Raw genomic sequence first — 14,444 nt, forward strand, 5'->3', positions numbered from 1 at the left:
TCAATTTACTTAAATGTAATAAAAAAGTAAGGCTTTCGTTTATTTTTAAATAAACCTAAACCTTACTTTTCATATTATTTGAACGTATTAACGAAACAAAGATTCCCCCTGTGTTCGTATTACTTCTTTGTACCAATAGAATGAATCCTTTCGATACCGTCTATAGGTTCCATGACCATAATCATCGAGATCAACATAAATAAATCCATACCGTTTACTCATCTCAGTAGTTCCTGCACTGACAATATCAATGGGTCCCCACGATGTATATCCTATAAGATCAACCCCTTCATCCAAACATTGTTTCATTTCCATTAGATGTTCTTTGATGTATTGAATTCTATATTGATCATGAACTCTATTATCCTCGGTCAATTTATCATATGTTCCCAGACCATTCTCTGAGATGATAATGGGTTTGTGATATCGGTCCCAAACTTCATTTATTGCAATTCTTAATCCTACTGGATCAATTTGGAAGCCCCAATCTGTTACGTTTAAGTTCTCATTGCGGACCTTCCGAGGATGAAATTCATCATACCCGCGTTCGGGAACAAACGCAACTAACGAACTTTCTTCATCCTTCGATCCAGCGCATAATGAATAGTAATAACTGAATGAATTAAAATCAACGGTATTCTCTTTTAATATGTCCAAATCATCTTCTTCGATAACTAAGGTAATATTGTTCTTTTTGAAGTATGCCCAAGCATATTCAGGATAAGTCCCTTTTGAAAGGATGTCAAAGAAGAAATAGTTCACTCTGTTACCACTCTGTGCTGCTAACACATCATCTGGGTGATTACTCTTCGGATAGTAATATGCCATGCCAACCATTGAGCCAATCCTAAACTCAGGATTAATGTCACGAGCTATTTTTGTAACTTTAGCGCTCGCAACCATCTGATGATGTAAAGATTGAAATATCGTTTGGAGCTCATTCTCACACTTCTCAATGAATATTCCACCACCAGTATATGGTAAGTGAAGAATCATATTTATTTCGTTAATTGGAATCCAATACTTTACTTTATCTTTATATCTTGTGAATACTGTTTTTGCATAGTTTTCAAAGATAGCTATTAGATCCCTGCTTTCCCACCCATTATACTTAACAGCTAAATTGATCGGCATCTCATAATGTGATAGCGTTACAAGAGGTTCAATATTATATTTATGTAGTTCATCGAACACATCGTCGTAGAACTTGAGTCCTGACTCATTTGGTGTACTTTCATCACCATTTGGGAAAATACGTGCCCAATTAATTGACATTCTAAATACGCTGAATCCCATTTCTGCAAATAATGCAATATCTTCTTTGTAGTGATGATAAAAATCAACTCCTCTACGCTTCGGATAATTTTCATCACTTCTATTACCCTCTAAAATCTGTTGCACTTCTTCATAGGGTATGGTCTCTGTATTTGCACCTTTACTAATAGTTCGTGGAACAAACTTGACCATATCTGCAGTAGACATTCCTTTACCCCCTAAGTCAAATCCACCTTCTAGTTGATTTGCAGCAGTGGCACCACCCCATAAGAAATTACTTGGAAATTTACCTGTCATATACAACCTTCTTTCTCTTTATACTGATTCTTTTTGAGCTGATTTATTTGCCATTGCTACAAACGGTAAATAAATTGCAACACATATTACAAATACGATACATACTGAAAGCGCAGTCTGCCACGATCCAGAAGCAGATAAGAATGCTTTTAGAGGCTGTGGTGTTGTCCATCCCACATCAAGTGTTCCAGGAGATGCAAACCCAATACTAATCATAAATGCGCCTAAGGCCATTGAAATAATTGGAGATAGTATGAATGGAATTACCATTATCGGATTTAAAACAATCGGTAATCCAAATATGATTGGCTCATTAATACAGAATAGTCCTGGAACGAGCGCGAGTTTGGCAATCGTTGTATAATCACTTCTTACCCAATTTTTACGTCGTGATAGAATCAAAATTGCGACAATCAATGCCAATGTATTTCCTGTTCCTCCTATACATCCGTAGTTTTCAAAAAGAACAAACCATGTGAACGGGTATGGAGATCCTGCAGTAGTTCCAGCTTGAGCTGCATAGGCAATGTTTTGTAGATTCATTGCAGAATAGATTGAAATGTAGATTGGTGACACAGTCGACGTTCCATGAATACCAAATGACCATAATATCATTGCAATAAAAATGAGTACCAGCGGTGTCCATACTGTTGCGCCAATTGTTTCTACTGGTTTTTTAAGCACAGAGTAAATCAACACATTTATACCTTCAGGTTCAACAAACGCTACAATATAAGCTATTATTGACGTTGAAATCAGAATTATAATCGTTGGAATTGCAACCATAAATGATTTCATAACTTCTGGTGGCACTGTTTCTGGCATTTTAATCTTCAAAGCATCAATTTCAGTCAACTTTGCGAATGCATATCCGACAAATAAACCTGCAATAATAGCAACGAAGATTCCGTTTGCTCCTAAAAATGACCCTGGTACATTGCCATCAATGCGCGGAGGATACAATACAAAGAATGCAGCAATTGCTGTAATTCCAGCTTTTGTTCCATCAGCATTATACTGATTTGCCATGTTACGTGCGATTAGAAACGCTGCAAAGATAGCCATGATATCAATCGTCCCATTTAATATAGGGCTTAATATTGCTTGTAAATTATTTAAATTCGGCAATACTTTGACGAGGTATTGTCCGACAAATCCATCTGAACTCAAGAAAACTACATTTATCATCACAACTAACGAGCCTGCTAAAGTTAGTGGAAATAATTGTAGAAACCCATCTCTCACCGCAACTAGTCCTTTAATTGTATTGAGTTTTTGAGCAATAGGCATAAATATTCTTTCGATTAATGCACTAAATTTTTCCATAATTATCCTTTCTTTAATTACGATGTAATATCGTAATCTTCCCCTTAATCCTTATAAACCATATTATTCTTATTCATCTAGTGAAACACCCACCAAAATACCACCTCCAATCCTCACCATAGCTTTTTTGTTCCACTAAATCTGATGTCTTTAAGCATCATCAAAGATGATGCTTCATTACAAACATAGTATATCGCGAGTAATTTTGAATTCATCATTCATTATTTCCTTATCAATATAGAATAATAAGGAAGTAAAAAAGCAGCGAAGTGCTGCTAGTAATTTTCAAAGATATTCATGAATGTTTGAGAATCTGGAGTTTTCAATAGTTGATTTAACGCTTCTTTACTACGCATGATTGAAGAGACTTTGTCAAACAAAATGGGGAGTTGTTTCTCATCATGTTTCGATCCACACACGATAAAGAGAAATCGAACTCGCTTATTTTTTTGCCACTCTAATGGATACTTTAAAACACCTACACTCAGTGTGGTTTTCTCAGATAAGAGATGATCTGGATGATACAATGCAATGCCATTTCCATAGACGATATCTCCCATGCTCTCTCTTCTTTTTAATGCAGATAATAGATCTTCATCACACATATTAGTCTCCATTGTAATATTGCACAATTTCTTTAGTATATCATCCTTGGTTGTTCGTTCATCAAAATAGACAAAAAGTTCTTCCCTAAAGTAACTTGTTTCTTTAAGATCACCATCATAAAGAGCATATCGAATTGTATTGATGTCTTTTGGCTCCAAAAAGTAATTAATTTTTATTGCGTCTACGGGAAGTGGTGTTTTGTCATCATATGTCGTAAAATATGCATCATAGATCGAAAGGTCAATGTCAGAAATGGCTATGAGATTTGTAATATCTAGTTTGCTAATCAGATGGGAAAATAGGTTCAAGAAATTTTGCCGCAACAACAGTGTTTCGCCACTCTGATACGGTCCAATGATTAATACCTTTTTATTACTATTTAGATTATGATTGTCTTCAATCGCCTTGACTAAATGAACTGCAATAAAACCTAATTCATCTTCTACAATTTTAATATCATATTTGTCTTCTATTTTTTTGGCAAGTAATACTGCTAGGTCATAACCTAACGGATAATTAAGCTTTATATCTTCGTTCATCTCATTTGATAAACTAAAGTTATACTTTGCACGGTGAATCAGGGATACTATATGAAGCGATAATGCAATTCGATTTTCGACTTGATTTCTTAAATCAATTTTATACCTTTCAAAAACTTCTTCAAATAGTGAAGTCGTTAGTCCATCAATATCCTTGTTAATAGTTGTATGTTCATAGTTTCTTTTCCCCTTGATATTTATTGCAAGACTTAAGATTTCCTCGTTTGGTATAACCATATCAAAGTCAATTTCAACGCGGCTCATTATTTCCTTTGCAATTTGATATTCAGCGCCTTCAACAAGTCTATTATCAATTTCCTTTTCGCTTAAAAAGCACAATTGATTCATACGTTTTATTGTATATGATATATGAACAATCAAATTTTGAATCACAATATCTGATGCAATATAGCGGTTATAGGTAAATACTTCAACAACTATGCGACTTACACGTTTCACAATCTCTTGTTCATCATACAGCAAACTATTGATGTTGATGTTTTCATGTATAATACATCTTCTTTTATCCGCTTCTTCACCATCAATTATCATTCCAAAGTGAGGTTTTACCCGTAAGGTGAGTTCATACTCTGAAAGAACCACTCTTACGCGATTCAAATCCTTTGTCATGCGGGACTCTGACACGAATAACTCTCGTAGTAATGTTTCCTTCAAAATAAAAGTGTGGGTATTAAATAAGCGAAAAAGAATATGCATAACACGTGAGTCTTCTTCACATAAATTTCGACACATTTTTATATTATCATTTTGCTCACTTATATATTTTTCATAGAGTTTACTATTTTCAAATTCAAGTTTATATCCATATCCCTGTTTTGCTAAAATGACTGTTTTGTAGTCTTTCAGCTCATCTTTTAATTTTCGGATATCCGATTGAATCGTTTTATCACTTACGCCAATGCAATAAGAAAGCTCTTTGGAACTGATCCATTGATTCTTGTTTTCGGATAACGTTTGCAATATTTCCATTTTTCTTATCATAAATATCATTCCTTTGATAAGACCCACCCTATCTCTTTTAATCTTATCAAATTTGGTTTATTGACACAAATTGATTTTATTTTGATTCCTATTGAACACAAAGCTTTTCTATCTTATTTAGTTATCAAATGTTTCTATTGTCAACATAAACAACACTCTGTAATTCATCTACTATACAGTATCGAATTGAACTGAACATCAAGTAAAATGCCGTTTACCTATAAATTTATGATATATCTATCTGTGCTACAATGAGCGTGAAAATGGGATATTCCCATGGGAGGTAAAGAATGAAACACAAGCTCATAAAAGGCTTTATGCTTTTGTCATTAAGTATTTTTATGTTAATTAATGGTTCTGCAGTAAAAGCTCAAACATCCGTATCGTTAACGGTTCACCATGTTGATGAATATGGTGCACCGATTGCAAATGAAGAAACGTATAATGGTTTATCTGGAGATACAGTAACTCTAAAACGATCGTAGTAGTGTTTATTACAAAGCACCACACAATCTCAGCTATACATATACATCGGAATTAGACCAAGAGTATACCCTAGTCTATACATCAAATTATTATAGGGGAGCCAACGGTTTTCATTCCATCTATTTTGAAACACTTCATACTCAATCGAAATTCAATGATAGATCTGCGGAATATGATGGAGATCTTGGGTATTTCCCAACGATTCCTAACGAAAAAATGCAGATGAAATATATTTATTCATCAAATCTAGAATCAACAAAAGACAAGATAATTGATGTGCATATTTCATTGCCACGTTCAGGAGTTTTAAATATTGATAGTAATTTCGATACCTATATTTATAAAGAGGACGGAACAACTCCTTTAAATTCGATTTACGTAGATATGCTTGATGGATCACGTCAAAGTAAACTTGATCCTACAACTAATGGTATCTCTATTGAATATCTGTTCGCGACATTAAATAACCCTAATTATGATTTCTATTCAAATGTTAACCCTTCAGAAATCACAGACATTATTATTCGACTTACGTTTGCATCTGATATTCCGACAAGTGGGTCAATGTACACAGATAAGATTTATGTAGTCAGCGCTTTTGAAGCTAATCTTAACCCAACTGCCATTGCAAACCAATCACAAATTAGTGGATTTGCTTATAGGGCAACAAATTTCTCATCGATAACGGTAAACTTAACGACAAAATTTAATATTCTTTCCTCATCGGTAAAAGGTGAAGTCCGTGAACAAGTGGATCAAACACCCTCTTGGCCAGCAGCTAAACCAATAGAAAACCAAACTATCGATATTGTGGATAACCAAACGGACCAATCGATCGATTCCGATAAAACCGACACAAATGGTATGTTCGAATTTAATGCTTTATCGAGGAGCTTTGATGAGTTTAGGATTGAAGTGGACGGAACCGGGTATACACCCTATATTGTTTATGAAGATGCTGCGGGGAATGATCAATATCTACAAGGATTTTCTGTTGATAGCGCTCTAGTTCCAAGTCTATTCCTGCAACCTTACCCTAATATCTTATGGAAATCAAACACAAGCAGCCAATACGCATTAGCGGCTCAAAACTTAAGGTTCCTGCTCGTGAAACACCCTATTCCTGTTACCTACACAGTGGAATATCGTGATGGTGGTGCAACAGCAGGTAAAGTACCTATTGATTCAAATCTTTATAATCCGCAAGATGAAGTAACCCTTCTTGGACAAAATAACCTCTTAAGGGATGGGTATACATTTAAAGGGTGGTCAGTGGTAAATGATCCTACGATATACACACCAAATTCAAAATATACCATCAATCAAAATGTAGAGTTTATCGCAGTTTGGGAAAAGGATGCCGTTAAGCCTGTTATTCCAACACCAACTCCTACACCTACACCTACACCAACGCCTACTCCTACACCAACGCCTACTCCTACACCTACACCTACACCAACGCCTACACCAACACCAACGCCTACACCAACACCAACGCCTACTCCTACCCCAACGCCTACACCTACACCAACGCCTACACCTACACCAACGCCTACACCTACTCCGGCACCTACACCAACGCCTACTCCTACACCTACACCAACGCCTACTCCTACTCCGACACCAACACCAACACCTACGCCTACGCCAGTTGTGCCTACTCCAGTTGTGCCAACACCTACTGTTCCAACTCCACCTGCTCAATTACCTAGCGCGGGGACAGTTTTAGTTGGCGGAGGTCTTGCAGTTGTATCTGTAATTGTTGGTTTAATCCTAATTTTTGGATCAAAGAAACATAGAAATTCTTAATTTAACAGAAATGCCCAGAAGTCTCCGACTTCTATAAGTGGGGGATGAATTGGCTGTCTTTAACCCTTAAATCATGATATAATATAGTCAGTAGAAATGTAAGGGGAGTGCATAATATGCAGGTTTTAGACAATAATGCTCATTCTGTGTTTTTATTGACATATCATATGGTTTTTGTCACAAAATATCGCAGAAAAGTCATCAACGATTCAATTTCGAAACGGGCTCATGAAATCTTTGTTTCCATTGCTCCAAACTACAATATCACCTGTATTGAATGGAATCATGATGTTGACCATGTTCATATTCTATTCAAAGCCCATCCAAATACACCACTTAGCAAGTTTATCAATGCTTACAAAAGTGCAAGCAGTCGCTTGATTAAGAAAGAATTTCCAGAAGTGAAAGCATCCCTTTGGAAAGATGCTTTTTGGTCAAAGAGTTTCTGCTTGATTTCTGTTGGTGGTGCACCTCTAGAAGTGTTGAAACAGTATATTGAGACACAGGGGGAAAAGCGATGAAACGTGCCTACAGGTTTAGAATTTATCCAAACCAAGAGCAAATCATCTTTTTCGCAAAAACGTTTGGTTGTGTTCGTAAGACGTATAACCTCATGCTTGAAGAGCGGCTTCAAATGAATGAGGATTATCGAAACGGACTTCCAACAAACGGTAAAATTCCAACACCTGCAAAGTATAAGGAAGATTACCCTTATTTGAAGGAAGTAGACAGTCTTGCCTTAGCGAATGCACAATTGAATCTTGACCGAGCATTTAAGAATTGTTATCGAGATCCAAAGGTAGGTGAGCCAAAGTATAAATCAAGAAAAATGGAGCAGTCCTATACCACAAACAATCAAAAAGGAACAATATCCGTTAAAAATCATAAATACCTTAAACTGCCAAAACTTAAGAGTCTTGTGAGAATCAAGATGCATCGTCACCCAAAAGGTGATATTAAATCCGCAACGATATCAAGGAGTACAACAGGAATCTATCACGTCTCACTCTTAGTCGAAGAAACAATCGAGCACCTACCTAAGACGGGGTCTGAGATTGGGATTGATCTTGGATTGATTGCTTTTGCGGTGCTCTCTGATGGAAGACGTATTCCAAACCCACGGTTCACAAACCAAGAAGCACAGACACTGAAACGAGAACAACGTAAGTTATCAAAACGTAAAAGGGAGGCAAAGAAACGGGGTGTCCCGCTGAGGGAAGCCAAGAATTACCAAAAGCAAAAGTTAAAAGTCGCACGAATCCATGAGAAGATCGCAAATCGACGCAATGATTTCTTAAACAAGGTGAGTAAGGAGCTAATCGAGAACCATGATGTGCTCTGTATAGAAACCTTAAAAGTTAAAGAAATGATGAAGACGAAGCGGGTTTCAAAGAGTATTGCAGATGTGTCGTGGTCACGATTTGTGGCAAAGCTCGAATACAAAGCCGGTTGGTATGGGAAAAAAGTAATCAAGATTGATTCCTGGTATCCGTCCAGTCAGCTGTGTTCTCACTGTGGATATAATGATGGAAAGAAACCACTGGAGATACGTCAATGGGAATGTTCCAACTGCAACATCACACACGATCGTGATTTGAATGCAAGCATCAATATCCTGGATGAAGGATTAAGACTTTCGCATCAATCCTAAGAATGAAAAACAATAAACCGATGGGACATCGGGGATAGCTTGATAAATAAAAGTGACCGCTGGTCGACAGGAATGTCGATTAAGTTTGCTTTGTTCTCAAGAAGCCCCCACTTCGAGCGTATGCTAAGTGGCGGGTAGTTCACCAATCTTGTTTGTGATTCACAAATCAGATTAATCGGTTCAAAAGCAAACAGCATCCGTGAAGTGATGCTGTTTTTTTAACGACTCCTTACACCTGGATATATCTCAATAACCATAGAACTTTCGCTTTATTTTCTACCCTTTCCTTACGATAGCACCGATAAAAGTGTATAGAATTATTCTATAATTCGCGTGCTACAATTATTTAAACGTTGGGTTTTAAAAACCCTGGGAGGAAGAAAATGAGTGTAAAGAAACTAAAGTTCTTTTTAGTCGCTTGTCTTTCATTAGTTTTTACTACAAGTGGGATTATAGTAAAAGCCGATGAGAGTCATAGACTAACTGTTCATCATGTTGACACATATGGTGCACCTATAACGACTGATGATATATACTATGGATCAGCCGGTCAAAATGTGTCGCTAACAAAGCGTGGAGGAAATTACTATATAACGAGTAACTCCTTGAATTACACATTCACGGATGAAGATGAACAATCATTAACAATCAACTATAAATCAAATGCCTATCAAGGCGCAAATGGGTTCTATTCAGTAGCATTTGAGTCGCTTTATACGATGACTCATTTTGATCCTAAATATGCAGAATTCAACGCAAACCTTGGATATTTCCCACAAATGGAAGATGAAAAATTAATGCTCCAATTTGTTTATTCAGGCTCGGTTGTATCATCCGTCAATACAGTTATGGATGTTCAAATTCAAGTTCCAGCGAATAAACTTGAAATCACAAATGATGGTTCAACACGCATGTATATCGAACCTGTAGATTATTACGATGACCCTATCACTGGTAAACCCAGACCGAATATTATATACCTTTACGAAGGAATGATTGAAAACACATATCCTGGTGCACTTGACCTTGAGGCATCTGGAATTAATGTTGAGTACTTATACTCAGAAGATAATGGACAAACGTATGTACCATTTGAAGCAGTTACAAACACAAATGTCACCCATATTATCGCGCGCATCAAGTTTTCAAAAGAACTCAAAACTGATATCTTTAGTCGAATCTATATCATCAGTGATATTAGCACAAAGTTTATTGAGGAGAATTTATCCGATGATGAACTCAATGGTGTTACACCAATATCTGGATTTAAATATATATCTGCCAATCTAAATGCTTCGCGTATCGTTTCACTTCCCACAAACATCACACTGATTTCTCCTGCAATCAGTGGACAAGTTCGTATCCAAGAAGGAAGTGAGCTTGATTGGGATTCAGCACTGCCACTTGAGAATATTTCAGTGAATATTAAAAGTACTGCTGATGGGGAAGTTAAAAACAATACCTATACCGATTCAAGTGGTGCATTCAGTATCAATAACATCGTTGGTAGCTTTAGCGATTTAAAAACATCCATAGATGCTAATGGATACAAAGCTTATATCTATACTCTTGATGATGACAATAACCCAGTATATCTTCTTGGAGATACTGTCGATCAAAGTACTTACCCTAATTTATATACACCAATCGGACCGAATATTCATTGGAAAGATGATTCAAGCAGCCAATTCGCGATGTCAGCACGCGATATTCGATTCTTGCTTGTTAAGGATACAACGGAAGAAAATGAAGAAGAACAATACACCGTAACGTATCATTCACATGAGGACTCTGTAGGTGATGTACCAACTGACGCTAACCTCTATCTCAGTGGTGAAACAGCAACTGTAAAAGGTCCAGGCAATCTTTCTAGAGATGGCTATACATTCAAAGGTTGGATTGAAGGTGGCGAAGCAGGTATCCAGTACCAACCTGGGGATATGATTGTTATGACACAAAACATCGATTTAATTGCAGTTTGGGAAGAGAATGAAACATTCACTGTTACCTATCGCTCACATGAAGATTCCACGGGTAATGTTCCAGTAGACACAAACCGCTATACATCCGATTCAAATGTAGTCGTAAAAGATCCTGGTACCCTCGCAAGAGAAGGGTATACATTTAAAGGATGGGCTGTAAATGGAATCGATGAAACACGATATCAACCAAACGATATTTTTGTAATCACTTCAAACACCGAATTCGTTGCAGTATGGGAACAAAATCCTGATCCAGTTGACCCGGTTGATCCTGTTGATCCTGTTGATCCTGTTGACCCGGTTGATCCTGTTGACCCGGTTGACCCTGTTGACCCGGTTGATCCGGTTGATCCTGTTGACCCGGTTGACCCTGTTGATCCAGTTGACCCGGTTGACCCTGTTGATCCGGTTGATCCGGTTGATCCGGTTGACCCGGTTGACCCGGTTGATCCTGTTGATCCTGTTGATCCTGTTGATCCGGTTGATCCCGTTGATCCAGTTGACCCGGTTGATCCTGTTGATCCTGTTGATCCTGTTGACCCCGTTGACCCTGTTGACCCTGTTAATCCGGTTGACCCTAAAGATACTGAAAAGCCACAGGTCGATCTTCCAAACACGGGTCAATCACAACTATACTTGCGTATTGCGATGGGTTCAGTTGTGTTGGGAGGACTTCTAGTATCCGTTTCATTATTAAGAAAAAAAGCCGCTAAGAAAAAGTCATAATTTTTAAGCGAAGATATATCACTTAGCCCAATGCTCTTATCACGAAATCGTGGTGAGGGCATTTTTTTGCTTTAAAAAAGATGTGGTTTGATCCACATCTTTAGATTAGTTTTGCATATTTAAACGCATTATAGAGTCCGTCATCACCAACTGAACTTGTAATCCAATCGGATACATCTTTTAGTTTCGGAGTTGCGTTTTCCATCGCAATTGACAGTTTTGTAAATTCAAACATATCGATATCATTATCACCATCACCAATAGAAACAGTATCTTCTTTTGACATGTTTAAATGGTTCAATAACACATCAATCGCATTTGACTTACTAACTCCTTTAATTGCAAGTTCACCACTTGTTTCACCAAACACTGCTACCGTAGATTGATGTACTTCATAATACGACTCAAACATTTCGCTAAGCTTACTAAATGGAAGTTCATGATTTCCCATAAAGCACACTTTATTTACATCGTTTCTCATTAATGATTGACCATCTCGCAGTGCTTTCACAAATGGATGTGAATCAAAATCATCCGCATAGTTCATCAGACCGCGCAAATGTTCGCGGTACCCTTCACTAATATATAATCCATCGTTTGTTTCTACACAGTGATGAATACCATGTTCATTAAAGAATTTCAAGGTATAGTCTAAGGTATCCATGTCTACATGTTGATGCATCACAACTTCTCCATCGGATTCGATGTATCCACCGCCTGCACCAATTATTCCATCAAAACCAACTTCTAAAATATGATCATAAATTTCTGTTTTTGACCGCCCTGTACATAAGTAGAGCTTGTGCCCATTTTCTCGTGCGATTTTACACGCCTTAATTGCACTCTCAGGGACAATTTCACTCCCATGAACTAATGTTCCGTCTATATCAATAAATACTACTTTTTGCATACAGTCCTCCATACCACCTAAACATAATACCAAGAAAATATGTGTAAAACAAACATCTTAGGTATATTGGTAATTAGTTTCAGACACCTGTATGGTTTTAGGGATTAAATGTATCGATTATTTTCAAATATGACATCACATCGGTTGTGTAAGCATTCAATATCGGATCATCTTCGCTTGATTGCATTGTTTTAGTAATCACTGTGAAAGTGATATTTGAGTTTGGATTCAATCCATCGTAAACCCATTGTTCATAGTCTTGTGTGATTGAAGGTGTAATCCAGAGTTCCACTTCATCATTATAAGGACTGTTTCGTTCAACATTAAGAATTGTTTCATAGAACACTGGCATTGACTGCGCATCACTACGATACTTCACATGGAAAATAACATCATCATCTACAATGGATGTTTGTTCATCACCCGAATAGAGCACCAACGGGTTCACAAATCGTGCGCGTTCTAGTTTGTCTTGGTTTATATGCGTCACAACAACAGTATTGTTTCCAAATAACTTACTTGTGTATAATCGGTTTCCATCTGAATCTCGAAATACATATGTATATTGATTAGCCTCTTCAATGCTTGTTTCAAATACTCCATCCGATTCTTTTCTTAACATATGCTCAGAGTCTGTGGGTTCAAGCTGTTTTGTTTCTTCATTTAACACCATCGCTTCAATGGTATCGACACCCGGTGCAACAATCAAAAAACGCTGTGTTGTTGCATCGAAGAATGCGTAAAACAATCGATTTAGCGCATAGTTTTCAATTGTTTGTGGGGGTGTCCTGAAATTATCGAGGGTTATGGCATTGATTGAATACTTGATTGGGTTGTGTTGGTTGATATTGATGGGTACCAACCCTTCTTCTGTTTCAATGAGTACCAACCATGTTAGGTTTTGTTTCTTCTGATACCTAATGGTAGCATCATCCAGACCTAACGCACGTATTGCGTCATGAATCGCCTGTAGTTTTGTAAAGTAAAACCCCGACAAGCGATATGAAACAAAGGTTGTGATGCATAGGAGCACTGTCAATAAGATTAGAATGCGTGATCTGCGTACCATTATGGTGCTCCTTTCAAATCTAGGGTAAAGATTTGGTCATGATTCATATCCACATATTGAAGGGTCACCTGACTGGGAATGGCATCGATATGATGAAGTACTGCAACCCAATATGGCGAAACACCACTTCCACTAGTGAGATTGTCATCTGTCGTGTCACTAAACGCATCGGGCATGAAGCGTGTAAACGTGGTTTGACGTTCATTGTACATGATGTTTGTAGCACTAAACACACTCGCACCGTAGGCATTTAAATCGCTCACACGCACTTGCCGTGCAAATAAAAGGACTTTGTTATTGTCCAGTAAGATGGCCCGTTCAACGCGCACTTCAACATTGCCTACAATAAAAGACGTGTCTTCTATTCTTATATCTTCAAGAACCTTAAAGTTTTCAAGGTTCCTGTTGATAAGATACTCAGAGTCTCTATATGAAATATTGAGTAACGCACCAACACGCTCAACAAGATACGGCATGATTGTCCATAAACATTGCCAAACAATGAGAAAAACAAGGAGATTTCGAAGTCTTCGTGTCCAACGATTGTACAGTTTATCAAAGGCTTTCCCTATTTCTTTGGGATCCCCAAAAGCTTCAATGGCTTTGAGCTCTGCTTGTTGCGGTGTATACCCTTCATCAATAAAATCTTCAATCCGATCTTCAAGATGTCCTTTCATCTCTTTTTGAACGATTCGTTTTCCCTGACTGTCTTTAATGTGAACAGTAATCTTCGCAAGGAAGATGTCACTTTTTGATGCATCCATAG

11 protein-coding genes are annotated in these 14,444 nt (G+C 37.3%); 5 read left to right on the forward strand and 6 right to left on the reverse strand.

Going from position 1 to position 14,444, the window contains the following annotated elements:
- Positions 1-87: 87 nt before the first annotated feature.
- From AOC36_RS10325 to AOC36_RS10335, 3 genes are all read right to left on the reverse strand, one after another.
- A complete protein-coding gene (locus tag AOC36_RS10325) occupies positions 88-1,572 on the reverse strand; it encodes a glycoside hydrolase family 1 protein (RefSeq protein WP_067633983.1) in 1,485 nt (494 codons plus the stop codon).
- A gap of 18 nt (positions 1,573-1,590) precedes the next feature.
- Entirely contained in the window at positions 1,591-2,898 is a 1,308-nt protein-coding gene (locus AOC36_RS10330) for a PTS sugar transporter subunit IIC (RefSeq protein ID WP_067633985.1), read from the reverse strand.
- Between the two features lie 275 nt (positions 2,899-3,173).
- The gene (locus AOC36_RS10335) at positions 3,174-5,045 is read right to left on the reverse strand and encodes a BglG family transcription antiterminator (RefSeq protein WP_198401177.1); all 1,872 of its coding nucleotides are present in this window, start codon (positions 5,043-5,045) and stop codon (positions 3,174-3,176) included.
- Positions 5,046-5,335: 290 nt separating this feature from the next.
- Here AOC36_RS10335 and AOC36_RS10340 point away from each other — a divergent pair, with 290 nt between their 5' ends.
- From AOC36_RS10340 to AOC36_RS12015, 5 genes are all read left to right on the forward strand, one after another.
- The gene (locus tag AOC36_RS10340) at positions 5,336-5,530 is read left to right on the forward strand and encodes a hypothetical protein (RefSeq protein WP_067633989.1); all 195 of its coding nucleotides are present in this window, start codon (positions 5,336-5,338) and stop codon (positions 5,528-5,530) included.
- Between the two features lie 223 nt (positions 5,531-5,753).
- Positions 5,754-7,340, forward strand: coding sequence for an InlB B-repeat-containing protein (locus tag AOC36_RS10345; RefSeq protein ID WP_157777184.1), 1,587 nt, complete (start codon positions 5,754-5,756; stop codon positions 7,338-7,340).
- A 116-nt stretch (positions 7,341-7,456) separates the two neighbouring features.
- A complete protein-coding gene (gene tnpA / locus AOC36_RS10350; protein WP_067633993.1) occupies positions 7,457-7,861 on the forward strand; it encodes an IS200/IS605 family transposase in 405 nt (134 codons plus the stop codon).
- On the forward strand, positions 7,858-8,991 hold the full coding sequence (gene tnpB, locus AOC36_RS10355) for an IS200/IS605 family element RNA-guided endonuclease TnpB (protein ID WP_067633995.1): 1,134 nt from the start codon (positions 7,858-7,860) through the stop codon (positions 8,989-8,991). The genes tnpA and tnpB overlap by 4 nt, the downstream gene beginning before the upstream one ends.
- A gap of 383 nt (positions 8,992-9,374) precedes the next feature.
- Positions 9,375-11,699 carry an InlB B-repeat-containing protein gene (locus AOC36_RS12015; protein ID WP_078055157.1) on the forward strand — a complete coding sequence of 775 codons (2,325 nt, stop codon included), beginning with the start codon at positions 9,375-9,377 and terminating at the stop codon, positions 11,697-11,699.
- Positions 11,700-11,799: 100 nt separating this feature from the next.
- Here the strand turns inward: AOC36_RS12015 and AOC36_RS10365 are convergent, their stop codons facing one another.
- The 3 genes from AOC36_RS10365 to AOC36_RS10375 all read right to left on the reverse strand — a co-directional run bounded on the left by AOC36_RS10365 (position 11,800) and on the right by AOC36_RS10375 (position 14,442).
- Positions 11,800-12,609: a Cof-type HAD-IIB family hydrolase gene (locus tag AOC36_RS10365; RefSeq protein ID WP_067633998.1), complete on the reverse strand. Its 810-nt coding sequence runs from the start codon at positions 12,607-12,609 to the stop codon at positions 11,800-11,802.
- Between the two features lie 97 nt (positions 12,610-12,706).
- On the reverse strand, positions 12,707-13,678 hold the full coding sequence (locus AOC36_RS10370; protein WP_067634000.1) for a hypothetical protein: 972 nt from the start codon (positions 13,676-13,678) through the stop codon (positions 12,707-12,709).
- Complete coding sequence (locus AOC36_RS10375) at positions 13,678-14,442, reverse strand: permease prefix domain 1-containing protein (RefSeq protein ID WP_067634003.1); 765 nt, start codon at positions 14,440-14,442, stop codon at positions 13,678-13,680. The genes AOC36_RS10370 and AOC36_RS10375 overlap by 1 nt, the downstream gene beginning before the upstream one ends.
- Between the last annotated feature and the right edge of the window lie 2 nt (positions 14,443-14,444).

It is taken from the genome of Erysipelothrix larvae, assembly GCF_001545095.1.
In the GTDB taxonomy this organism is placed as follows: Bacteria; Bacillota_I; Bacilli_A; order Erysipelotrichales; family Erysipelotrichaceae; genus Erysipelothrix; species Erysipelothrix larvae.

Coding starts and splice junctions, on each gene's coding strand:
- AOC36_RS10325 (WP_067633983.1), bottom strand. CDS start 1,572: ATGACAGGTAAATTTCCAAGTAATTTCTTATGGGGTGGTGCCACTGCT.
- AOC36_RS10330 (WP_067633985.1), bottom strand. CDS start 2,898: ATGGAAAAATTTAGTGCATTAATCGAAAGAATATTTATGCCTATTGCT.
- AOC36_RS10335 (WP_198401177.1), bottom strand. CDS start 5,045: ATGATAAGAAAAATGGAAATATTGCAAACGTTATCCGAAAACAAGAAT.
- AOC36_RS10340 (WP_067633989.1), top strand. CDS start 5,336: ATGAAACACAAGCTCATAAAAGGCTTTATGCTTTTGTCATTAAGTATT.
- AOC36_RS10345 (WP_157777184.1), top strand. CDS start 5,754: ATGAAATATATTTATTCATCAAATCTAGAATCAACAAAAGACAAGATA.
- tnpA (WP_067633993.1), top strand. CDS start 7,457: ATGCAGGTTTTAGACAATAATGCTCATTCTGTGTTTTTATTGACATAT.
- tnpB (WP_067633995.1), top strand. CDS start 7,858: ATGAAACGTGCCTACAGGTTTAGAATTTATCCAAACCAAGAGCAAATC.
- AOC36_RS12015 (WP_078055157.1), top strand. CDS start 9,375: ATGAGTGTAAAGAAACTAAAGTTCTTTTTAGTCGCTTGTCTTTCATTA.
- AOC36_RS10365 (WP_067633998.1), bottom strand. CDS start 12,609: ATGCAAAAAGTAGTATTTATTGATATAGACGGAACATTAGTTCATGGG.
- AOC36_RS10370 (WP_067634000.1), bottom strand. CDS start 13,678: ATGGTACGCAGATCACGCATTCTAATCTTATTGACAGTGCTCCTATGC.
- AOC36_RS10375 (WP_067634003.1), bottom strand. CDS start 14,442: ATGGATGCATCAAAAAGTGACATCTTCCTTGCGAAGATTACTGTTCAC.